Below are 23177 nucleotides of genomic sequence, written 5' to 3' on the forward strand. Positions count from 1 at the left end.
TAATAAATTTCTATCATAAGATTTACATAAGATGATATGGAGGTGATCTTATGTTTAAAGATGATAGAAAAAAGGATAGTTTTTATGAAGAAGAAGTTAAACGAGAATCAAGATATAGGCTTTTAAGTGATTTAGAAAGATATGAAATATTTAATACAGAAGAAGCAGAAAAATATGATACTCAACAAGCATTAGATTTTATTATTGATGAAAATGGGAATTTACAATTTATAGTGGCTGCTGTTGCTGGAAGTAAATTCGGTTTTTTTGGTAGCAGGGAATATGTTGAAATTCCATGGAACTATATTACAAAGATTGGGACTAACGTAATTGTAGTTTCAGCTGATAAGAACAAAATTAAAAGAGCAAGAGCATAAACTTAGGGAGGTTATTGCTTGAGAATAATTATACAAAAGTTTGGAGGAACTTCGGTTTCTACAGAAGAGAGAAGAAGTAAAGTAGCTTCAAAAGTAAATGATGCATTAGAAAAAGGCTTTTCCCCTGTTGTTGTAGTATCAGCTATGGGAAGAAAGGGAGAACCTTATGCAACTGATACTTTACTATCTTTAGTAGATAATAATTTTAAAAGAAATAACCTACAGGCTGTTGATATGCTTATGTGTTGTGGAGAATTAATAAGTTCAGTTATAACGTGTAATACATTAATAAATGCTGGCATAGATGCAATTCCACTTACTGGTGGGCAGGCAGGTATCATAACTAATGAAAAGTTTTCAGAAGCAGAATTAATTTGTACAGATGTAAAATATATTTTAAAAATAATAGAATTAGGTAAGGTTCCAGTAGTAACTGGATTTCAAGGAATAACAGAAGAGGGGCATTTTACCACTTTAGGCAGAGGTGGTAGTGATACATCTGCATGTATATTAGGAGAGGCTTTAAAAGCAGAAAAAATAGAAATATATACAGATGTAGATGGTATTATGACTGCTGATCCAAGAATAGTAAAAGATGCAACTTTAATATCTTCTATAAGCTACAATGAAATTTTTCAACTAGCAGATCAAGGAGCAAAGGTTATACATCCTAAAGCGGTTGATTGTGCTAGAAAAGCTAATATACCTATATTAATAAAAAATACTATGAATAACTGTAATGGGACTTTAATTAATAGCAATGGAAATAATAACAATAAAATAATATCTGGTATAACTCATTTAAATAATAGAACTCAAGTTACCGTTAGACTAAAGGATAATAGAAATAATGAAAAATATAGATATTTATTAGATATATTAGCAAAGGAAAAAATAAGTTTAGATTTAATAAATATATTTCCTACTGAACAAATATTTACTATTGATTCCAATAGAAAAGAAAAACTTCAGCAGGTATTAAATAAAGTAAATATACTATGTAGTTTTACTGATAACTGTAGTACTATTGCGATGGTTGGAACTGGAATGAGAGGAGTTCCTGGAATAATGGCTAAAATAATGAATACCTTAACTGAAAATTCCATAGAAATTCTTCAAACAGCAGATTCTAACATGACAATATGGTGCTTAATAAAATCAGATTATGTTGATAGTGCATTAAATTTACTTCATAAAGCCTTTAACCTAAGTGAATAAAATAAAATCCTCTTGTACAAAATATTAATGTATAGGAGGATTTTATTATGTATGAATATAAAGAACTTAATAATAATATAGAAAAAGAAGAGGAAAAGCTTAAAGAGGCAAAGGAAAAAAGAGAGGAAATTATAGAATTTGGTACTTCTAATGGAACAGCTCAAGATGAAAGCATTCAAATTTTGCCAATCATAGGACAAATTGAAGGACATCAAGTTTTACCTGCTCAAACTAAATCTACTAAATATGAACATGTAATACCACAATTAATAGCAATGGAAAGAAATGATAAGGTAAAGGGAGTTTTAATAATTTTAAATACCGTAGGTGGAGATGTTGAAGCAGGACTTGCAATTTCCGAAATGATAAATTCTTTATCTAAACCTACAGTTTCTATTGTTATTGGTGGAGGACATTCAATAGGAGTGCCGCTTGCAACCTCCTCTAGCTATTCATTTATTACACCATCAGCTACAATGATAGTTCATCCTATTAGAATGAATGGGTTTGTAATAGGAGTTGCTCAAACCTTCAATTATTTTCAAAAGATGCAAGAAAGAATTGATAATTTTATAGTTAGAACTTCAAAAATAAATAAAGCTGATTTAAAAGAGATGATGTTAAGATCTGATGAGTTACTTAATGATATGGGAACTATATTAATAGGGAAGCAAGCTGTAGAATGTGGACTCATTGATGAAGAAGGTGGAATAAAGGATGCTTTATGTAAATTAAAAGAATTAATAAAGGAAAAAGAAAATAGTAAGGAATTATAAAAATATTATTATAAATATATTAAGCAATTTAAATGACAGAAATTTTATTTAAATTGCTTTTTTTTTATTAATGTTTATAATAATATTATGTAAAGAATTAACTTACAAAAAGTGGGATAATGCGAGGTGATTCTGTGTCTAGAAGTAAGGTGAAAAAGAGTAGCAGTAAAAAGAACACAAGTAAAAAAAGTAATACAAAAGAAAATGGAGATATTAAAGGTGTAATATATATAGCTTTAGGTATTTTATTATCTATAGCCATATATACCACTTGGGCAGGAGCTTTATCTACATTATCTAGAGAAGTAATTTATAAGATGATAGGAGTTAGTGCTTTTATTCTTCCAATGTATTTAATATATTTTGGCTATTGCACCATAGTTTCAAATGGAAATATAAAAATAACCAGGAGAGTTTTTGGACTTACATTAATTATATTTTCAATTACATTAGGTTGTGCTACAGCTAGTATAAATATATTAGAAGAAAAAAAAGGCTTTTATGATACTTGGAAATTAATATTGGAAACCCAAAGTATTCATGGGGGGCTTTTAGGGCACACAATAACTTATCCTTTAGGGATGTTGATTGGTTTTATAGGGTCTTATATTTTATATTTAGCAATTATATCAATTGGTATTATACTTATGTCTGATATTACATTATACGATATAGCTTTAATATTTAAGAGTAAATTTAGTAAAGAAGAAAAAGTTAAAGCTAAAAAATCAAAAGAAAATAATATTAAGGAAAAGGTACCTTTAATTGAAGTTGTACCTAAAGAAGAAGAAAAAGAAAGAGAAGAATTTATAAAGGGTATAAACAATAAAATAAAAATCTTAGATTTTATGAAAAATTCTTCTTTAGAAGATAGTATGCTAGAAGCTTCTATTGATGAAAATAATTTAAAAGAAGATAATCCCTTTAATATAGAAGTATTTAATGAAGAAAAACAAGAAAATAGCAGAGAACCTGTATATGAAGAGAAAAATAAGAAAAAAGAAAAATTAGATAATTCTGTAAAGGATGTAGTAAGTAAAGAAATAGAAGAAAGCTTAACTACAGAAAAAAAAGAAGAGAAGATTTATATTCATCCTTCAATAGAATTATTAAATATTAATAGTAAAACAAAATTAAAAAGTGAAGATAAAAAAGAGCTAATAGAGAATGCAGGTAAATTAAAAGAAATATTAAATGATTTTGGAGTAGAGGCTAATGTTGTTCAAGTAACTAAAGGACCATCTGTTACAAGATTTGAAATACAGCCTAGTCCTGGGGTTAAAGTTTCTAAAATCGTTAATTTACAAGATGATATTGCTTTAGGATTAGCGGCAAGTGGTGTAAGAATGGAAGCTCCTATTCCAGGTAAAGCTGCAATAGGGATTGAAGTTCCAAATAATAAGCAAACAGCAGTTTTTTTAAGAGAAGTATTAGATTCAGAGGAATTTAAAACTAGTAAAAAGAAGCTAGCTTTTGCCTTAGGAAAAGATATATCAGGAAAATGTGTTGTGGGAGATTTAGCAACTATGCCGCATACATTAATTGCAGGGGCTACTGGTTCTGGTAAATCAGTATGTATAAATACATTAATAGTAAGCTTGTTATATAAATATAGTCCTAAAGAAGTAAAATTATTAATGGTGGATCCTAAAGTTGTAGAACTTAGTGTCTATAATGGAATTCCTCACCTTTTAATACCAGTTGTAACAGATCCTAAGAAGGCAGCAGCTGCATTAAATTGGGCAGTTAATGAAATGAATAAGAGATATAAGCTTTTTGCAGAAGCATCTGTAAGAAATATAGAAAGCTATAATTCATTATTTGATAAAGGATTAATAGAAGAAAAATTACCATATACAGTAATTATTGTAGATGAGCTTGCAGATTTAATGATGGCATGCCCAAATGATGTAGAAGATTATATATGTAGGTTAGCACAAATGGCAAGAGCAGCAGGTATGCATTTAATAATAGCAACTCAAAGACCATCTGTAGATGTTATTACAGGAGTAATAAAAGCAAATATTCCATCAAGAATTTCTTTTGCTGTTTCCTCAGGTATAGATTCAAGAACAATACTAGATCAAACAGGTGCTGAAAAGTTACTTGGAAAAGGAGATATGCTTTATTATCCAATAGGAGAAAATAAACCTATAAGAGTTCAGGGTGCCTTTATATCTGAAGAAGAGGTAGAAAAGGTAGTAAATTTCATTAAGAATGAAGAAGAAGAAATCCAATATGAAGAATCAATTATAGAACATATTGAAAGTGAAAGTAAAGATGGAGGAAAGCTTTCAGAAGATAGTGATAGCGATGAACTTATAAATGAAGCAATTAAAATAGTTGTAGAATATAATCAAGCATCAACATCATTTCTTCAAAGAAAGCTTAGAATTGGATTTAATAGGGCTTCTAGAATAATGGATGAACTTGAAGAAAGAGGAATAATATCGGAAAAGGATGGAAGTAGACCAAGGCAAATATTAGTAACTAAAGAAGAATTAAATATTGAAGAGTAAAAAAACTTGTAAATATTATTTATCTACATTAAAATAATATTTAGGAAAAAATGAGTATATTTTAGAACTTAGGAGGAAAGACTTTGGAAAAATATAAAGTAGGTATGGTAAGCTTAGGCTGTGATAAGAATAGAGTAGATTCTGAACTTATTTTAGGAACCATAAATAAATTTTATGAAATAACAAATGACCCTAAAGAGGCTGAAATAATAATTGTAAATACATGTGGTTTTATAGAAAGCGCAAAACAAGAGTCAATTGATACTATACTTGAAATGGCTGAATATAAGCATAAATATAAATGTAAGATGTTAATTGCAACAGGATGTTTAACCCAAAGATATGGTGAGGAATTATTAGAACTAATGCCTGAAATAGATATACTTATGGGAGTTAATGATTATATGAAAATCCATAAGTTAATCCTAGATTTTATAAAGGGTGAAAGAAAAATATTTGCTGCAAATTATAGTGATGACAATATTAACGAAGGAGTAAGAGTACTTACTACTGATAAACATACAGCATATGTTAGAATAGCAGAAGGTTGTGACAATTATTGCACTTATTGTATAATTCCTAAAATAAGAGGTAAATTTAGAAGTAGATCTAAAGAATCTATATTAGAAGAAGTAAATACTCTTGCTAAGAATGGCGTTAAGGAAATTATTTTAATAGCTCAAGACTTAACTTATTATGGAGTAGATTTATATAAAGAAAATAAGCTGCATGAATTAATAAATAGTATTTCACAGGTTAATGGAATAGAGTGGATTAGACTTCTTTACTGCTATCCTGAAGAAATTACTGATGAGCTAATAAAAGAAATGGCTAATAATAAAAAGGTTGTTAAATATTTAGATTTACCAATTCAACATATTAGTAATAATATTCTAAAGAAGATGGCAAGAAGAACAAATAAAGAAACTATAATTGCTAAAATAGAAAAGTTAAGAAGAGAAGTGCCAGGAATAGCATTAAGAACTTCTTTAATAGTTGGTTTTCCAGGTGAAACTGAAGAAGATTTTAATGAGCTATGTGAATTTTTAGAAGAACACAAGTTAGAAAATGTTGGGGTATTTAAATACTCTAAGGAAGAAGGTACTCCTGCTGCAAATATGTTAGATCAAATTGATGAAGATACAAAAGAACGTAGACAAGATAAGCTTATGAGAGTTCAGAAAAAAGTAGTAGAGAATTTAAACAAATTGAAAATATCAAAAGTTTATGATACTATAATAGAAAGAGAAAAAGGTAAGTTTTTCATTGGAAGAAGTTCAGAAATGGCACCTGAAATTGATGGAACCATATTAATAAAAAGTAAAGATAAATTAAAAAAAGGCGATATGGTAAAAGTAATAATTACAGAAGCTTTAGAGTATGATTTAGTAGGAGAGATATATGATGAATTTAGCAAATAAGCTAACTATGTTAAGAATATTTTTAGTTCCTTTATTTTTAATTTTTATTGCAGTTAAAAATATTCCCTATGGAACTTTTATAGCAACCTTTATATTCATAATTGCTTCATTAACTGACCAATTAGATGGATATATTGCTAGAAGCAGAAATCAAGTAACAAACTTTGGAAAGTTTATGGATCCTCTTGCAGATAAGCTTTTAGTTACAGCTGCACTAATATCATTAGTAGAGCTTCAAGTTGTGCCAGCATGGGCAACTGTAGTAATAATAGCTAGAGAATTTGCAGTATCAGGTCTTAGAACCATAGCTGCATCAGAAGGAAAAGTTATAGCTGCAAGTATGTGGGGAAAAGTTAAGACAGTAACGCAAATTGCTGCAATAATAGCCTTATTAATACAAATTAATATAGGAGCATCAAAACATTTAATCTCTTTAGTAGAAAGTAGTACAATAATTAAGGATATATTCAATTATGGTCCTAAATTATTATTGCTTTTAGCTGTAATAATGACATTAATATCAGGTTATGATTATTTCAAAAAGAATTTAAATATAATAAATTCTAATAAATAGTTTAAATTGCTAAAAATAGGATATAATTTATAAGAGTTCCTGCTCACAGAGTTGGAACTCTTACTACTAAAAAATAAATAAATTACAAACTATATTGACTATAGTCAATATATGTTTTATAATTTATATACAGAACAAGTGTTCTTATAGAGAGGAAGGTGCTATATGGGAAATATAGATATGGATAAGCTAAAAGCTATAGAAAATGCAATGAGTCAAATTGAAAAGCAATTTGGTAAGGGATCAGTTATGAAACTAGGAGAAGATAGTTCTTTAAATATTGAAGCTATTTCAACTGGATGCCTTGATTTAGACATAGCTTTAGGAGTAGGGGGAGTCCCTAAAGGAAGAATTGTAGAAATATACGGACCTGAAAGTTCAGGTAAAACAACAGTTGCATTGCACATTGCAGCTGAAGCTCAAAAAAGAGGCGGAGCAGTTGCCTTTATAGATGCTGAACATGCTTTAGATCCAAGTTATGCTAGAAATTTAGGCGTTGATACAGAAAATCTTATAGTTTCACAACCAGATACAGGAGAACAAGGTCTTGAAATTGCAGAAGCTTTAGTTCGTTCAGGAGCCATAGACGTTATAGTAGTTGACTCTGTTGCAGCATTAGTTCCAAGAGCTGAAATAGATGGTGAAATGGGAGATTCTCACGTTGGTCTTCAAGCAAGACTTATGTCACAAGCTTTAAGAAAATTAACAGGTACTATCCAAAAGACTGGATGTGTAGCTATATTTATTAACCAATTAAGAGAAAAAGTTGGAGTTATGTTTGGTAATCCAGAAACAACAACTGGAGGTAGAGCATTAAAATTCTATGCTTCTGTAAGACTTGATGTAAGAAGAATAGATTCTATTAAGCAAGGAGAAAGCATAGTAGGTAACAGAACAAGAGTTAAGGTAATGAAGAATAAAGTTGCTCCACCATTTAAACAAGCTGAATTTGATATTATGTATAATGAAGGAATATCAAGAACAGGTAATATAGTTGATGTTGGTGTAAAAGAAGGAATAGTGCAAAAAAGTGGAGCTTGGTTCTCTTATGGAGATATAAGGTTAGGACAAGGAAGAGAAAATGCTAAGCAATATTTAAAGGATAATCCAGAGACTGCACTTGATATAGAAAATCAAATCAGAAGTAAATATGAATTACCTATAATGCAAGAAACTACTGTTAAAGCAAAGAAAGATAAAGAAAAAGATAAAGAGTAATAAATATAGTTAATTTTGAATATAATTATATAAATATGATAATAATATAATCGATAGTATAATTTATTATGCTATCGATTTTTTAATTATTTATTGTAATAATTAAAAAATTAATATTAATATCTGTTATTTAAGCATTAACTGTTATATTGTATTATATAAGTAACTTGACATAATTTTAATTTTAATATAAAATAATAACAAATACTGGTTTTATCATATTTCATATATCAGTTAGATTAAGTATGATACCTCTACATTTTCATTTAAGCATAATTGTTTATATGAATGGAGGAGGTGTTTTTATGGAGAAGATTCTTATAGGTATAATAATTTATATTGTAATATTAATTGTATCAGGTTTATTACTATATAAAGCTATACAAAGTGCTTCTAAAAAGAAAATAGAAGGCTTGGAAAGAGAAGCTGAAATCCTTTTAGAAAATGCTAAAAGAGAAGCAGAAGCGACTAAGAAAGAGTCAATATTAGAGGCTAAAGAAGAAGTTCATAAACTTAGAAACGATTTAGACAGAGATTCAAGAGAAAGAAGAAATGAAATTCAGAGACTTGAAAGAAGAATAATTCAAAGAGAAGAAGCTTTGGATAAAAAATCAGATCTTTTAGAAAAGAAAGATGAAGCTCTAAATAAAAAGTTACAAGAAATCGATGAAATGGAAGCAAATGTACAGGAACTACATTCTAAGAGGAGAGAGGAACTTGAAAGAGTTGCATCTTTATCTACTGATGAAGCTAGAGAAATCCTATTAGAAGAAGTTAGAAGAGAGATAACTCATGAAACTGCTATTATGATCAAAGATATAGAATCTAGAGCTAAAGAAGAAGCAGAGAAAAAAGCTAGAGAAATTATAACAACTGCAATTCAAAGATGCGCAGCTGATCATGTATCAGAATCAACAGTACATGTTGTAGCCCTTCCAAATGATGAAATGAAGGGTAGAATTATAGGTAGAGAAGGTAGAAATATCAGAACTCTTGAAACATTAACAGGAGTTGATTTAATTATAGATGATACTCCAGAAGCTGTTATTTTATCAAGTTTTGATCCTATAAGGAGAGAAATAGCTAAAATAGCATTAGAAAAGTTAATTGTGGATGGTAGAATTCATCCAGCTAGAATCGAGGAAATGGTAGAAAGAGCTACTAAAGATGTGGAAAATGATATAAAAGAAGAAGGAGAACAAGCAACTCTAGAAACTGGAGTTCATGGTGTTCATCCTGAAATCATAAAACTACTTGGTAGGCTAAAGTATAGAACTAGTTATGGACAAAATGTGTTAAAGCATTCCATTGAAGTTTCATATTTAGCAGGTGTTATGGCAGCAGAATTAGGTTTAGATGTAAGTTTAGCTAAGAGGGCAGGATTATTACACGATATCGGTAAAGTAGCAACTAAAGAAGAAGAAGGTCGTCATGCAGTTATAGGTGGTGACTTAGCTAAGAAATATGGAGAATCACCAGTAGTGGCAAATGCCATCGCAGCTCATCACGGAGATGTGGAAATGTTAACTTTAGAAGCTGTTTTAGTTCAAGCAGCTGATGCAATATCAGCAGCTAGACCAGGGGCTAGAAGAGAAACATTAGAGGCATATATTAAGAGGTTAGAAAAACTCGAAGAAATTGCGAATTCTTATGAAGGTGTAGAAAAATCATATGCAATTCAAGCTGGTAGAGAGATTAGAATTATGGTTAAACCAGAACATTTAGATGATGCTGGATCTGTAGAATTAGCTAGAAGTTTAGCTAAAAATATAGAAGAACAATTAGAATATCCAGGTCAAATTAAAATTAACGTTATTAGAGAAACAAGAGCAGTAGATTATGCTAAGTAATATAAAGTACATTTTGTGTTAAACAAAATGTACTTTATTTTTATTTAAAAAAATTTTTCATAATAAAGAAGGATTTTAAAAGAATATATAGAATATATAAATAGCAAGAGTAATTTCTTGTAAAATTGTAAACGATTTTTATCTAGGAGGTAAATATAAGTGGAAGTATTAAAAGTTTCAACAAAATCAAATCCTAATTCAGTGGCAGGTGCTTTAGCTGCCATTATTAAAGAAAAAAATATAGTAGAAATCCAAGCAGTAGGAGCAGGTGCTATAAATCAAGCAGTAAAAGCAATTGCTATAGCAAGAGGCTTCGTTGCCCCTAGCGGAAAAGATATTGTTTGTGTTCCAGCATTCACTGATATAGAAATTGATGGTGAAGAAAGAACAGCAATAAAACTAATCGTGCAACCAAGATAGTATTTTGTAAGGAATTATAAAAAAGTAAATTAATTTAGGGGAAAAAGAAAAGGACTACAAATAAGTAGTTCTTTTTCATTATATATAGAAATTAGTGATTATAAGCCTTGAATTTTTTTAAAATTACATATATAATGAAATAGTTAAATAGATAACTATTTTAAAAAATTAGTAAAGAGGTGTGTATAATGGTATCTAAAGAAGTTGTAGTAAACAACGGAACTGGTTTACATGCGAGACCAGCAACTTTATTAGTTAAGAAAGCTTCATCTTTCAAATCAGATGTAAGCATAGAATTTAATGGAAAGAAAGCAAATGTTAAAAGCTTAATCGGAGTTCTTTCTTTAGGAGTAACTAAAGGAGCAGCTATAACAGTTTTAGCTAGTGGTGATGATGAAGCTCTAGCAGTTGAAGAAATAGCTAACTTAATAGCAAATTTAGAAGATTAATAAAAAAAGTGCCCTAGGGCACTTTTTTATTTCTTTGTTATAAAATTTATTCGATAAAATTAATTTTAGAGCATTATAGTATTTATGTAGTTAGCTATTAATATCAAAAGGATTACATTTAAATAATAATATTATTAAATCTATAGCAGCAGCAAAAACAATAATATAAATTAATCTTTGTAAAATTACAGAACCTGCAACTAGTATAGCAACAAGATTTACACTAAAAATACCAATAAGCCCCCAATTAATTGCCCCAATTAAAACTAAAATAAAAGATATCTTGTCTAATAAGTGTATTTTACACATTAACTATTCCCCCTATATATAATATACAATATAATATATTGTAATAAGAAAAAAATATAACCTAAAATTATTATAAAAAGCTGAAAATAAAAAAGAATTATGCTATAATACGAATGATGAAGTAAAAAGTGAAATATTTATTCGGAGGTTTTCAAAGGATGAGAGATTTATATAATTCACCATTAAACTCAAGATATGCATCAAAAGAAATGAGTTACATATTTTCTGATGATATGAAATTTTCAACGTGGAGAAAGCTATGGGTAGCTTTAGCTGAAGGAGAAAGAGAATTAGGTTTAAATATAAGTGAGGAGCAAATAAATGAATTAAAAGCAAACATATATAATATAAATTATGATGATGCTATTAAAAGGGAAAAAGAAGTTAGACATGATGTAATGAGTCATGTATATGCTTATGGACTTCAATGCCCTAAAGCTAAGGGAATAATACATTTAGGGGCAACAAGCTGCTATGTAGGTGATAATACTGATATTATAATTATGAGAGACGGACTATTATTAATTAAAAAGAAAATAGTAACTGTTCTAAATCATTTATCAAATTTTGCTATTAAGTATAAAGATATGCCTACCTTAGGATTTACTCATTTTCAGCCAGCACAATTAACAACTGTAGGTAAAAGGGCAACTCTTTGGATGCAAGATTTATTACTAGATATAGAAAACATAGACTTTTTATTATCAACATTAAAATTAAGAGGAGTTAAAGGAACTACAGGAACTCAAGCTAGTTTTATGACTTTATTCGATAACGATGAAGAAAAAGTAAAGGCTTTAGATAAAATCGTAGCTAAGAAAATGGGGTTTGAAAGTAGTTATGGTGTGACAGGTCAAACTTATCCAAGAAAATTAGATTCAATAGTTTTAAATAGATTATCAGAAGTTGCACAAAGTGCATATAAATTTAGTAATGATTTAAGATTACTACAAAGTATGAAGGAAATTGAAGAACCTTTTGAGAAAAATCAAATAGGATCATCAGCAATGGCATATAAGAGAAATCCTATGAGAAGTGAAAGAATGAGTTCATTAGCAAGATATGTTATAGTAAACTCTTTAAATCCTGCAATTACTGCAGCCACTCAATGGTTTGAAAGAACATTAGATGATTCAGCAAACAAAAGAATTTCAGTAGCAGAAGCCTTTTTAGCATTAGATGGAGTACTTAATTTATATATAAATATAGCAGAAAACATGGTTGTTTATGAAAAAGTTATAAAAGCTCATGTAAATAACGAACTTCCATTTATGGCTACAGAAAATATTATGATGGAAACTGTAAAAAGAGGTGGAGATAGACAAGAACTTCATGAAAAGATAAGAGTTCATTCAATGGCGGCTGCTGAAAGAGTAAAAGGAGAAGGATTAAATAACGATCTTATTGAAAGAATAATTAAGGATGATAGCTTTAAATTAACTAGAGAAGAAATAATAGATATTATAGATCCTAGTAAATTTGTTGGTAGAGCACCTAGTCAAGTTGTTGAATTTATAGATAACTATATAAAGCCAGTTATAGAAGAGAATAAAGAAGCATTAGATATAAAAAGTGAAATAAATGTTTAAAATATAAAATAAAAAATATAATGTTAGCTTAACTTTAAATCCTAGAGTTAATTACTAACATTATATTTTTTTATTTTTGAATAAAATAAAAAAACTTGTAAATAATTAATAGATAAGATGAGATGTGGAGGAAAGTTATGGATACTAATAACAGCAATTATATTAGTAAATGTATTAGTTGTCATGGAACTGGGAGAGTAAAATGTGATTGTGGTGAAGAAAATTATCCAAATGAAAAGTGCTTAACTTGTGGGGGAAAGGGAGATTTTGAGTGTCCCTTTTGTGAAGGTGAAGGAAAGATATAATACTATTAATGATTAGTTGCAATAAAGAGGCTGCTTTTGCAGCCTCTTTATAATTATTATTTTATTTATAGTAGGAAAGATAATTATACTTATAGATATTTAGGTTGTAGATAAGTAAAGTAATATAAATATCTATCATCTTTTTTATAGCAAAAAGAATATAAATTAATAATATAATAGTATATTAATAATTAAGGAGTTTTCATGATTAGAAATATTGAGAAATCTTCAAAAGAAATAGTATTAAGTAAAGTTGGAAATATAATTAGTGATTGTGATGAAGATATAATTTACTTAATAGGAAGAAAAGCTAATGAAGGAAAAAATACTTTATATTATGAAATGGAGATAGTTATATCAGAAGGATCAAATGGAAAATTAACATATATGGATTTAAAAGATATTAAGGGATATAATCCTAGAATTATATTGGGGAAATTCAGCTCAAATGACAAAGATGATATTTTATTTATAGTAGAAGAAGAACTAGAATTGAAAGGAATTAAATCTATAATATATAGATTTAATAATGGAAAAATAGAACCAATCTTTGATTCAAATAAATATTTATTAAATAATAGATATAAGGTTATATATAATGATAATTATAAAGTTAACTTAATTGATAGTAATAAAAATGTAAATTATATTATTGATATAGAAAATAAAGATTATATGTATTTAAATGAAAAATATAAATCTGATGGAAGGTTAATAAATAAATGTCAGGGGCAGGTTCTTTCTCCTTATGAAATTTTGCAAGTTAGAAGTAATGATAGAGAAAAATTTGATTTATTGTTAAAACAGAAAATCATAGGGGAAGATATAAATGATATTATAGGTGTAATAGTTAGTATATTAAGATTTGAAGACGATAATTTTATGGAATTAAATAGGGAGGTCTCAATAAAAAGTAGCAAAAAGATAACAAATCCTACAAGAGAAGAGTTTATAGATAAAAAATATGACTTTTCAAATGTAGATTTTATTGAAGCAGAATATAATGCTAATTTAAGAATTGAAAGAGCAATAGAAAAAGAATTTCTATTAAATCCTAATTTTGATAAATTAAATTATCTATATAATAGAATAAAACTTAACAATTCAGATAAATATCAAATAATAGCATATTTAGAAGGCCCAAAATTTTGTACTTCAAGAGGAGGTACTATTGTAATACTAGAAGAAAAAAACAATGATTATATAGTAACTTCTAAGATTAAAGATGTTATTCCACCAATAATAGTATCTGATGATATAAATAGTGGATATCATAATTTAATAGTAAGATTGATTAAAAAAGATAAACTAGATTTTAGAGTATTAAAATATAATGGTAATTCATATCCTATGAATCCAGTAGATGAAGAAAAGTTACAAAGTGGTGTTAAAGTAGTTGGAGTTGCTGTTATATCAGATGATTTATTTTATAAAAGAGGAATAGAATATTAGAAAATAGAAAAGGAGCTGATTGGATTTCAGCTCCTTTTTAACTTTACATTAAATATAATAGATTATTTAATAGCAAATAATCTTTCAGCAGATAAATCACCGCAATGTGGACAAGTAGTATCCAATGGGCCATCACCTGCACACTCTTCACAATATACATCATAACATTGAGTACATTTGTAAACAACGTCGCCTTTTGTAGTATTACCACAATTAGGACATTTGCTTTCATCGTAAATCATGTAATTTCATCCTCCGTTTATTATTTTAATTCAATAGCATCTTCTAAATCTACTTTAAAAGCTTCACCTTCATTCATTAGAATATGACCTGATGAATAAGGGCTACCATCTAGAGTTATTATTACATTTTCAACATCAAAATAGTCACCGAAAGTATTAGTTATTGCAGTAAGAGTACTAGATTCAGCACCACCACCTAAGTTTTGTGCACTTACAAAATTAGAAGAGAAATCTAAAGTAATAGTAGATTTATCTTTATCTAAATTTGAAGAATTTAAAGTTATTTCACTAGAAATTGAAGGTGATATATCGGTACCTGGTGACTTTTTTAATTCATCAACTAAAAGCTCTGAGGCATTATTACCATTAATATTTATAGTTGTATTTATGTATACAATTTTATCAGATACTGCATCATAGTAATATATTTTAACATCTTCTTTTTTTTCAGTATCTTTGTTATCAACTGTTTCATTATCTTTTTCATCATTAGTATTAGTTTCTTTTTGAGAGCTTGTACTATTATTTGTTGTAGTAGAATTATTAACTTTATTATCTTCATTTTGTCCAGCCTCAGTTGATTTTGAACAAGATATTAAAGAAAATGGTATAAGTAGTGATAATGATATTGCTAATAAACTTTTTTTCATATAAACTCCTCCTTTTAAGCAAATTAAATTAATGTATTCTTAATAAAAGCATTATAACATAATAAGGAAATTATTACAATTTACATTAATGTAAGGAATTTTAAATATGTTTTCAGTAATGTTTGAAAAATGCATGTAAATATCATATAATATAAAACATCGGCTTACACATGATTTATTAAAGTCTAAATACCATAAAAAAGGAGAAATAAGTAATGCAAAAAACAATAGAAATAGGGAACGAAAGATGTTCAGAAATAATAAGTATTATTAAAGAGGTATGTATAAACAATTTAAATGAAGAATACTTGTTTCTTGCAGAAAACTTATGTGAAGAAATATTTAAGTTAGACAACTCTAAATTAAATAAGGGTAAGGCCAATTCTTGGGCCTGCGGAATTGTTCACTCAATTGGTATAATAAATGGGTTATTTACAAATAAATCTAATATAGATATTAAGGCTTCAGATTTCTACAAATTATTTGATGTAAGTAGTAGTACAGGCCTTTCTAAATCTAAAGAAGTAAGAAGTATGATAAATATAGATGAGGAAAAATGGTTAATATCTTCAAAAGAAGATAATGAAATGGAAAGTAAAAAGTGTGAGAGTGTTTCCAATTCAGAAGCTACATCTGTTGGTATAGAAAATAAAGAACAGATACAAGATGAAGTTGTTATAAAAGAAGACAAGAATTTAATTGAAGCTAATAGAATTGCAAATGATGCATGGAATCAAAAAAACTTTAATAAAAAGGTTAAGTTAGCAAAGGAAGCATTAAATATAAGTAATAAATGTGCAGAAGCTTATATAATTTTATCTTATGATAATTCTATAAGTAAAGAAGAGCAAAAAAACTTATCTAATAAAGCCGTAGAAATAGCTAAAGAAGTTATAGGTGAAGAAAATATTGATAAATTAATAGGTAAATATTTAGACTTAGAAATGGCTAAACCATATTATAGTGCAAAATATAGACTAGGTAATTTATTATGGAGTATTAATGAAAGAAATGAAGCCATACAAGAATTCACTGACTTATTAAGATTATGTCCTGAAGATAGACTATTAATAAGAGGAGTATTACTTTCTTGGCTAATTGCTGAAGGAAAAGATGAAGAAACTCAAAAAGTATTATCAATGTTTAAAGATGATTATCTTTCAGCTACTAAATTTTCAAAAGCCCTTTACTTATTTAAATTAGGTAAATTAGAAGAGGCGGAAAGAGCCTTAAGAATTGCAAATGCATCAAATCCGTTTGTAGTTAATTATCTAACTAAGCAAAAAAGACTTCCTAAGGTTCAACCTGAATTGAAAAGCTTAGGATCAGAAGAAGATGCAATCTATTATGTGAAAAATGCAGAAGTTGCATGGGATGCAGTAAATGGAGCTAGAAATTGGGTAAAGGAAATTAAAAATAGACTTTAAAAGCTGTATTTGAAGTAAACCTTAGGTGCTGTATCACAATTTAAATTAATAAAGTAAATTACTTAGATAATTTATTTAATAATTTTACATTTTTTATAATTTATTTTCTTGTGACAAAGCACCTTTTAGGCATATAGTTATTTTAAATTATTATTATATATATTAACTAAGTTTAAGAGAAGTTTGCTATGTCCTTCTATTGTATAAATAGAAGGAGGCATATTTTCTTTATTTAGCAAATAGTCTATATTTTTAATTTTGTTTTTAAAAAATAAAAGATAAAGATTTTTATAGTAATTATGAGTAAGTCCCTTAATAATTTTATTAGATAGTTCTTCATTAGGAATGAAAGAGCTATCTAATATTTTTTTATATATTAGATAGTAAAGTAAGGAAATAGAGGTCTTTTCAACTTGTCTATAATCATATTTTTTTATGTCATCAAAATCCTCCTCTAACCTATTAAAAAAATCAAGGGTTGAAGGATGTAAAGTAAAAATATCTTTATTTAAGTAGCTAATTAATAAGTTTGTATAAAAGGAAATATTATTTAGAAAGTTCCACAAATCATTTACATCAAAAGGAGATATAGATATATCCTTTGAAACTTCCATATGCATATCAGTTAGTATTCCTTTTGTTGCATAAGAAATATTTCCATTTCCACAAATAGAATAATTTCTAATTATATCAAAAGCTATTCTCTTATCCTCTTTTAATCCAATGGCATATTTACCATCACTATTAAAGAAATTAACGGTAGAAAGTGAAAAATGAATTAAAGAAACTAAAGCTAAATAAGAATAAGATATATTACTAACTCCTATAGAAAATAATATAACAAATATAAGAAAATCAAAAATTGGACCTAGCCAAAAGTATATTCTTAACTTCTTTAATAAAAGACTATATTCAAATTTTGAAGATAAATTAATTGAATTAAAATGTAATCTACTAGTAATAAAATCATTATTAAGAAAAGCAATCTTAAATCTGTAATTTGAATTTTCTTTATATATATTAAAAGGAATAATATAAAAACTAGTAGTTTTAAATTTTAGTATTAAAGAAGCTATATAATGAATAAGTTCATGGATAAATAAAAGGGAATATTCAATAATAAAAATTTTTAAACCTATAATTAAATAACTCATAAGCATCTTTCCTATATATTAATCTTATTAATTAATATACTTATTTTATTATAAAAAGTGATTGTTTTTGCAAAGATATTATCTTAATAAAATGGCTTTTATGATATAATAAATAAGCAACTTTAAATATAAAGGAGAAGAAAATGAATATACAGATATTTGGAAGAAAAAAGTGCTTTGATACTAAAAAAGCAGAAAGATATTTTAAAGAAAGAAATATAAAATTTCAATATATAGATATAGATTTAAAAGGTTTAAGTAAGGGAGAACTTAATTCTGTTAAAAAAAATATTTCAATTAATGACCTTATTAATACAAAATCTAAAGAATATAAAAGTTTAAACTTAGATAAAATTAGAAGTTCTGAAATGAAGGAAGAAATTCTATTAAATAATCCTAAATTATTTAACTCTCCAATTGTTAGAAATGGAAATTTATCAACTTTAGGATATAAAAAAGAAGTTTGGGATAATTGGGAATAATAAAGTAGGGTGAACTAATGATTAAAATTAAACTACAAAAAGAAAAAAATGATAATATAACTTTTAAGATTAATATTAAAGATAATGAATTAAATAAATATAAGTTTTTAAAAAGGGCCTTAATGGAGGGAAAAGCTATAAAAGGCAATTTCAATTATGAAATTCCTTTAAGGTTTTTAGTTCCAATAGTAAATAATATAGGAAGAGAAAATTTAGCTATAGATAGATATAGTAAATTAGAATTTTTAGAGTTTTATGATGAGTTTGAAGAAAAATACTATTCTAGTTTAACTGCTACACCTAAGTTTATGAAATTATGGAGACAAGAAAAGTGTCCTAATATATTTAAGATTAAAATTGACCCTAAAACCTTAGAATTAACTAAGGAAGTAGCATTTAAAAAAGTAAATATCAAATTTGAATCTATACTATAAAAAAGAATCAAAGTAAATACTTTGATTCTTTTTTATAATTAATGAAGGAGATGAATTTATATGGATTAGCTAAAAAGCTAATAGCTAATATAGTATATGAGAAAAAAATAAATGGTGATACTAATTTTTGTGATTTTATACAATTAAAATAATAAATAATCCATTGTATAATTAATCTATTATATATGAGAAAAGGGAGAGAGTGATATGGATAAAATTTATAATTATGGTAGAAGTAACTTTAAAACAATAGATGAAGGTAATGAATTAAGTTTTCTTATTGGAAATGGAATAGGAGGGTTTTCTAATTCAACAGTTGCTGGTGGGAGCGCAATACTTCATCATGGATATTTAGTAGCAGCCTTAAATCCACCTGTTAATAGATATTTAATTCTTACAAGAACTCAAGAGGAAATAAGTATAAATAATAGAAATTATGATTTAACTTCTCAAAATTACATAAATACTTCAAAGAATGGCCACAAATATTTAGAAAGATTTACTTTTGATTCTATTCCAGAATACTGCTATAGAGTTGAAGATGTAAATGTTAAAAAGACTATATCTATGGATTATGGTCATAATACAGTAGCTGTTTGCTATGAAATAGAGAATGGTATAGAGGATATTAATTTTAAGATAGTACCTGTATTTAATTATAGATTATCAGGAGAAGCAATAGAAAAATCTAGACTAAAATTTACTGAAGAGCTAGTAGATAATAAGTTAATGTTAATACCAGAGGAAAATAAAAATATACAAATTATTTTTGAAGCTTCAGAAGGTGAATTTTATAACAGAAGATTAATTCCTATGAACATAAGTACTCCTAATTATTTATATGAAGAAAATAATTATTATAATATTGAAAATAGAACTGGATTTTTAGGCTTAGATAATCATTATACTCCATATGAATTAAATATAAGTATAAAGGCTATGGAAACTAAAAGAATGTATATTATATGTTCAATAGAAAAAGAAATAAATAAGGATGGCTTTCAAATAGAGAAAGAATATAAGGATAGAGTAAATAAATTAATTTTACAAGCAGGATATAAGGATAATTTTGGATGTAATTTAGTTAAGGCTGCAGATCATTTTATTGTAAATAGAAATAGTACTGGCCTTAAAACAATATTAGCTGGGTATCCCTGGTTTACTGATTGGGGAAGGGATACAATGATAGCCTTTGAAGGCTTAGTGTTATGTACAAAGAGATATGAGGAAGCTAGAGAAATATTAGCATCCTTTGCAAAGTATATAAGAAATGGACTAGTCCCTAATTTATTTCCAGATGAAAATACAGAACCATTATATAATACTGTAGATGCATCCCTTTGGTATTTTCAAGCTGTTTATAAGTATTTAAAGTATACAGGAGAAGAGGAAGATTATAGGTTTATAGAGGAAAATATATATGATAAATTAGTTGAAATATTTAAAGCTTATTCAACTAAAACATTATTTTCTATAGGCATGGATGAAGATGGACTTATATTTGCAGGATCTGGATTTGATCAAGTAACTTGGATGGATGTAAGAGTTGGAGATTTAGTAGTAACACCAAGGCATGGAAAGCCAGTTGAAATAAATGCCCTTTGGTATAATGCACTATGTATAATTGATAAATTAAGAATTAAATTTAATAAAGAGGATTTAGGATATAACAAATTAAAAGAAAAAGTTAAAATAAACTTTGAAAAAAAGTTTTGGAATAATGAAAAAAATTGTTTATATGACGTTATTGATGAGAAGGATGATAAAATTAGACCAAATCAAATATGGGCTGTATCTTTACCTTTTTCTATATTGCCAAGAGAAAAAGAAAAGCTTATAGTTAATACAGTTTATAAGCACTTATATTCTACCTATGGATTAAGATCATTATCATTTATGGATAAAGAATACAAAGGTAAGTATATTGGAAAGCTTATAAATAGAGATTTAGCATATCATATGGGAACAACTTGGAGCTTTTTAATAGGACCCTTCATTACATCTTATTTAAAGGTAAATAACTATAATGAAGCATCAAAAACTAGAGGAAGGAAAATGCTTTCTGTATTTGAAGATCATATGAGGGATGGATGCATTAACGGAATAGCAGAAATATTTGATGGGGATTTTCCAGCTACTAGCAGAGGCTGTTATTCACAAGCCTGGGGAGTAGGTGAGGTTTTAAGAGTTTATAATGAATTATATGAAAAATAGTATTAATAATTATTATTTTATGATATTATGTTTCTAAATAATAAAACGAAAGGATAACCAAATGAAAAAGTTAATTAGTTTTTCTAATATTATTTTTATTGCTGCTATATGTACATTTATATATGGGTTATATAAAATATATATTATTAGGCAAGTATTACCTTCAGGAGTATGTCCTGTTAATGACAATAGACCTATACTATTTATAGGGATTTTTCTTATGTTATTATCAATCCTAATATCTTATTTTGAAGATAAACAAAAAAATAAAAAAACAATAAGTTAATATAGTTATTTTAATATCAAAATGATAATTTTTATTAATATGATACAAATAAAGAATTAATAGCTTTTTAGGCAATTAGAATAGTATTATTTATCATTTTAAGATTATTTTAATTATAATTAACTTAAATAATGAAGAAATATATATAAAAAAAGTCTTTGATGTTTTGGCACATTTATTGCTTAGATAATAAATGAAACATTAAAGGCTTTTTAGTTTAATAAAATAAAAACATATAGCTATGTGAAAAAATTAATATTATTATGTATCAAAAATAGTATTGTTATCAATTTGAGAAAAGCTTTTCAATTTGATAATGGCATAATTGTAGAATTATGTATTAATAAAATTATATATTACATGAGGAGGAATTTATTTTTATGGTAGAGATGAAAAAGAAAAACAGTAGGAGCACTTCCATATTTCATGTAAACGGTATACCAAGTTTAAAAAAAGCTATGCCATTATCTCTTCAGCATTTACTTGCTATGATAGTTGGAAATGTTACACCTGCCATTATAGTTGCTGGTATTACAGGAATGGACTTAAGCGACAAAACTTTATTAGTTCAATGCTCTTTATTTATGGCTGGTATTGCTACATTAATGCAGTTGTATCCTATATGGAAATTAGGATCAGGATTACCGGTAGTTATGGGAATAAGCTTTGCTTATGTACCAACCTTAACAGCAATAGGATCAGCTTACGGAATAGAGGCCATTTTTGGAGCTCAATTAATTGGAGGTATTGCAGCAATAATAGTTGGTGCCTTTATTAAACCACTAAGGAAACTATTTCCACCATTAGTTGCCGGAACAGTTGTTTTTACAATTGGCTTATCTTTATACCCAACTGCTATAAAATATATGGCAGGGGGAGTAGCTTCAAGTGACTTTGGATCACCTACTAATTGGATAATAGCAATGGTTACTTTAATAGTAGTTTTATTCTGCAATCATTTTACAAAGGGATATGTAAAGTTAGCTTCTATATTAGTAGGGATAATTGTAGGATATATATTTTCTATTGTTATAGGAAAAGTAGACTTTACTGCAATTTCATCAGCAGGATGGATACAAGTACCAACACCACTTCATTATGGAATGAGGTTTGAACTATCAGCAATTATATCAATGGTTATTATTTATATTGTTAATTCTGTTCAAGCTGTAGGAGATTATTCAGCTACTACAGAAGGTGGTTTAGGTAGAGAACCATATGATAATGAATTATCAGGAGGAATAATGGCAAATGGGGTATCAAGTATTTTAGGTGCATTCATTGGAGGGCTACCTACAGCAACCTATAGTCAAAATGTAGGAATAGTTGCTATGACTAAAGTTGTAAGCAAATATATAATAATGCTTGCAGCTGTCTTTATGTTAATAGCAGGCTTTATTCCAAAGTTTGGAGCTTTAATTACTACTATACCGCAAAGTGTTTTAGGAGGAGCCACAATAATAGTTTTTGCAATGATTACTATGACTGGAATAAAAGTAATTATAAAGGATGAACTATCTAGTAGAAATATAAGTGTTGTTGGTCTTTCTGTTGCATTAGGAATGGGTATAACTCAAGTTCCAGGAGCTTTAGATGCTTTCCCAAGCTCTGTTAATATGGTATTTGGAAGCTCTCCAGTTGTAATAACAACTATAACAGTAATATTATTAAATTTAATATTACCAAAACAAACTATTGAAGATGAAGATAATGAAAGAAGCAAAATAGAAAGTTAAAAGAAAAATATACTATAAAAATTACTAATGAAATAAGAATAAGATCATTATCAAAATGAGAAAAGTATATTGATA

The 23177-nt window shown here is 27.3% G+C and carries 23 protein-coding genes; 19 read left to right on the forward strand and 4 right to left on the reverse strand.

Annotated features, from left to right (window positions below; translation table 11 throughout):
- The first annotated feature begins 50 nt into the window (after positions 1–50).
- The 10 genes from ACFYH6_RS08540 to ACFYH6_RS08585 all read left to right on the forward strand — a co-directional run bounded on the left by ACFYH6_RS08540 (position 51) and on the right by ACFYH6_RS08585 (position 10822).
- Positions 51–377, forward strand: coding sequence for a YlmC/YmxH family sporulation protein (locus ACFYH6_RS08540; RefSeq protein WP_316342908.1), 327 nt, complete (start codon positions 51–53; stop codon positions 375–377).
- Positions 378–395: 18 nt separating this feature from the next.
- Positions 396–1595, forward strand: a complete 1200-nt coding sequence (gene dapG, locus ACFYH6_RS08545) for an aspartate kinase (RefSeq protein ID WP_416179470.1) — start codon at positions 396–398, stop codon at positions 1593–1595.
- 47 nt (positions 1596–1642) lie between these two features.
- A complete protein-coding gene (locus ACFYH6_RS08550; protein WP_316342910.1) occupies positions 1643–2371 on the forward strand; it encodes a ClpP family protease in 729 nt (242 codons plus the stop codon).
- A gap of 134 nt (positions 2372–2505) precedes the next feature.
- The gene (locus tag ACFYH6_RS08555; protein WP_416179469.1) at positions 2506–4890 is read left to right on the forward strand and encodes a DNA translocase FtsK 4TM domain-containing protein; all 2385 of its coding nucleotides are present in this window, start codon (positions 2506–2508) and stop codon (positions 4888–4890) included.
- Positions 4891–4973: 83 nt separating this feature from the next.
- A complete protein-coding gene (gene rimO, locus ACFYH6_RS08560; protein ID WP_316342912.1) occupies positions 4974–6311 on the forward strand; it encodes a 30S ribosomal protein S12 methylthiotransferase RimO in 1338 nt (445 codons plus the stop codon).
- Positions 6295–6885: a CDP-diacylglycerol--glycerol-3-phosphate 3-phosphatidyltransferase gene (pgsA, locus tag ACFYH6_RS08565; RefSeq protein ID WP_316342918.1), complete on the forward strand. Its 591-nt coding sequence runs from the start codon at positions 6295–6297 to the stop codon at positions 6883–6885. The genes rimO and pgsA overlap by 17 nt, the downstream gene beginning before the upstream one ends.
- A gap of 165 nt (positions 6886–7050) precedes the next feature.
- Positions 7051–8103, forward strand: a complete 1053-nt coding sequence (recA, locus tag ACFYH6_RS08570) for a recombinase RecA (RefSeq protein WP_316342913.1) — start codon at positions 7051–7053, stop codon at positions 8101–8103.
- A 305-nt stretch (positions 8104–8408) separates the two neighbouring features.
- The gene (gene rny / locus ACFYH6_RS08575; protein ID WP_316342914.1) at positions 8409–9953 is read left to right on the forward strand and encodes a ribonuclease Y; all 1545 of its coding nucleotides are present in this window, start codon (positions 8409–8411) and stop codon (positions 9951–9953) included.
- 159 nt (positions 9954–10112) lie between these two features.
- The gene (locus ACFYH6_RS08580) at positions 10113–10373 is read left to right on the forward strand and encodes a stage V sporulation protein S (protein ID WP_016206312.1); all 261 of its coding nucleotides are present in this window, start codon (positions 10113–10115) and stop codon (positions 10371–10373) included.
- A gap of 188 nt (positions 10374–10561) precedes the next feature.
- Positions 10562–10822 carry an HPr family phosphocarrier protein gene (locus ACFYH6_RS08585; RefSeq protein WP_136004919.1) on the forward strand — a complete coding sequence of 87 codons (261 nt, stop codon included), beginning with the start codon at positions 10562–10564 and terminating at the stop codon, positions 10820–10822.
- A gap of 90 nt (positions 10823–10912) precedes the next feature.
- Here the strand turns inward: ACFYH6_RS08585 and ACFYH6_RS08590 are convergent, their stop codons facing one another.
- Positions 10913–11131: a DUF378 domain-containing protein gene (locus ACFYH6_RS08590; RefSeq protein WP_416179468.1), complete on the reverse strand. Its 219-nt coding sequence runs from the start codon at positions 11129–11131 to the stop codon at positions 10913–10915.
- A gap of 158 nt (positions 11132–11289) precedes the next feature.
- Here ACFYH6_RS08590 and purB point away from each other — a divergent pair, with 158 nt between their 5' ends.
- The 3 genes from purB (at position 11290) to ACFYH6_RS08605 (ending at position 14477) form a co-directional block, all read left to right on the forward strand.
- Positions 11290–12720: an adenylosuccinate lyase gene (gene purB / locus ACFYH6_RS08595; RefSeq protein WP_316342916.1), complete on the forward strand. Its 1431-nt coding sequence runs from the start codon at positions 11290–11292 to the stop codon at positions 12718–12720.
- A 137-nt stretch (positions 12721–12857) separates the two neighbouring features.
- Positions 12858–13025: a hypothetical protein gene (locus ACFYH6_RS08600; protein ID WP_316342917.1), complete on the forward strand. Its 168-nt coding sequence runs from the start codon at positions 12858–12860 to the stop codon at positions 13023–13025.
- Positions 13026–13229: 204 nt separating this feature from the next.
- Entirely contained in the window at positions 13230–14477 is a 1248-nt protein-coding gene (locus ACFYH6_RS08605; RefSeq protein ID WP_416179467.1) for a hypothetical protein, read from the forward strand.
- A gap of 62 nt (positions 14478–14539) precedes the next feature.
- Here the strand turns inward: ACFYH6_RS08605 and ACFYH6_RS08610 are convergent, their stop codons facing one another.
- Both ACFYH6_RS08610 and ACFYH6_RS08615 read right to left on the reverse strand, forming a co-directional pair.
- Positions 14540–14719, reverse strand: a complete 180-nt coding sequence (locus tag ACFYH6_RS08610) for a hypothetical protein (RefSeq protein ID WP_316345374.1) — start codon at positions 14717–14719, stop codon at positions 14540–14542.
- 20 nt (positions 14720–14739) lie between these two features.
- Positions 14740–15369, reverse strand: a complete 630-nt coding sequence (locus ACFYH6_RS08615) for a GerMN domain-containing protein (RefSeq protein WP_416179466.1) — start codon at positions 15367–15369, stop codon at positions 14740–14742.
- A gap of 215 nt (positions 15370–15584) precedes the next feature.
- On the opposite strand from ACFYH6_RS08615, the gene ACFYH6_RS08620 reads away from it, so the two are divergent.
- Positions 15585–16796 carry a DUF6398 domain-containing protein gene (locus tag ACFYH6_RS08620; RefSeq protein WP_416179465.1) on the forward strand — a complete coding sequence of 404 codons (1212 nt, stop codon included), beginning with the start codon at positions 15585–15587 and terminating at the stop codon, positions 16794–16796.
- A 137-nt stretch (positions 16797–16933) separates the two neighbouring features.
- Here the strand turns inward: ACFYH6_RS08620 and ACFYH6_RS08625 are convergent, their stop codons facing one another.
- Positions 16934–17950 (reverse strand): hypothetical protein, encoded by a 1017-nt coding sequence (locus ACFYH6_RS08625; protein ID WP_416179464.1) that lies wholly within the window; start codon positions 17948–17950, stop codon positions 16934–16936.
- Between the two features lie 143 nt (positions 17951–18093).
- On the opposite strand from ACFYH6_RS08625, the gene ACFYH6_RS08630 reads away from it, so the two are divergent.
- The 5 genes from ACFYH6_RS08630 (at position 18094) to ACFYH6_RS08650 (ending at position 23102) form a co-directional block, all read left to right on the forward strand.
- Entirely contained in the window at positions 18094–18432 is a 339-nt protein-coding gene (locus tag ACFYH6_RS08630) for an arsenate reductase family protein (protein ID WP_316343143.1), read from the forward strand.
- 17 nt (positions 18433–18449) lie between these two features.
- The gene (locus tag ACFYH6_RS08635) at positions 18450–18866 is read left to right on the forward strand and encodes a hypothetical protein (RefSeq protein WP_316343144.1); all 417 of its coding nucleotides are present in this window, start codon (positions 18450–18452) and stop codon (positions 18864–18866) included.
- A gap of 207 nt (positions 18867–19073) precedes the next feature.
- On the forward strand, positions 19074–21080 hold the full coding sequence (locus ACFYH6_RS08640) for an amylo-alpha-1,6-glucosidase (protein ID WP_416179463.1): 2007 nt from the start codon (positions 19074–19076) through the stop codon (positions 21078–21080).
- Between the two features lie 61 nt (positions 21081–21141).
- The gene (locus ACFYH6_RS08645) at positions 21142–21366 is read left to right on the forward strand and encodes a hypothetical protein (RefSeq protein WP_316343146.1); all 225 of its coding nucleotides are present in this window, start codon (positions 21142–21144) and stop codon (positions 21364–21366) included.
- Positions 21367–21746: 380 nt separating this feature from the next.
- Positions 21747–23102 (forward strand): nucleobase:cation symporter-2 family protein, encoded by a 1356-nt coding sequence (locus ACFYH6_RS08650; RefSeq protein WP_316343147.1) that lies wholly within the window; start codon positions 21747–21749, stop codon positions 23100–23102.
- Positions 23103–23177 lie beyond the last annotated feature (75 nt).

The organism is Clostridium sp. HCS.1 (genome assembly GCF_047900555.1).
In the GTDB taxonomy this organism is placed as follows: domain Bacteria; phylum Bacillota; class Clostridia; order Clostridiales; family Clostridiaceae; genus Clostridium.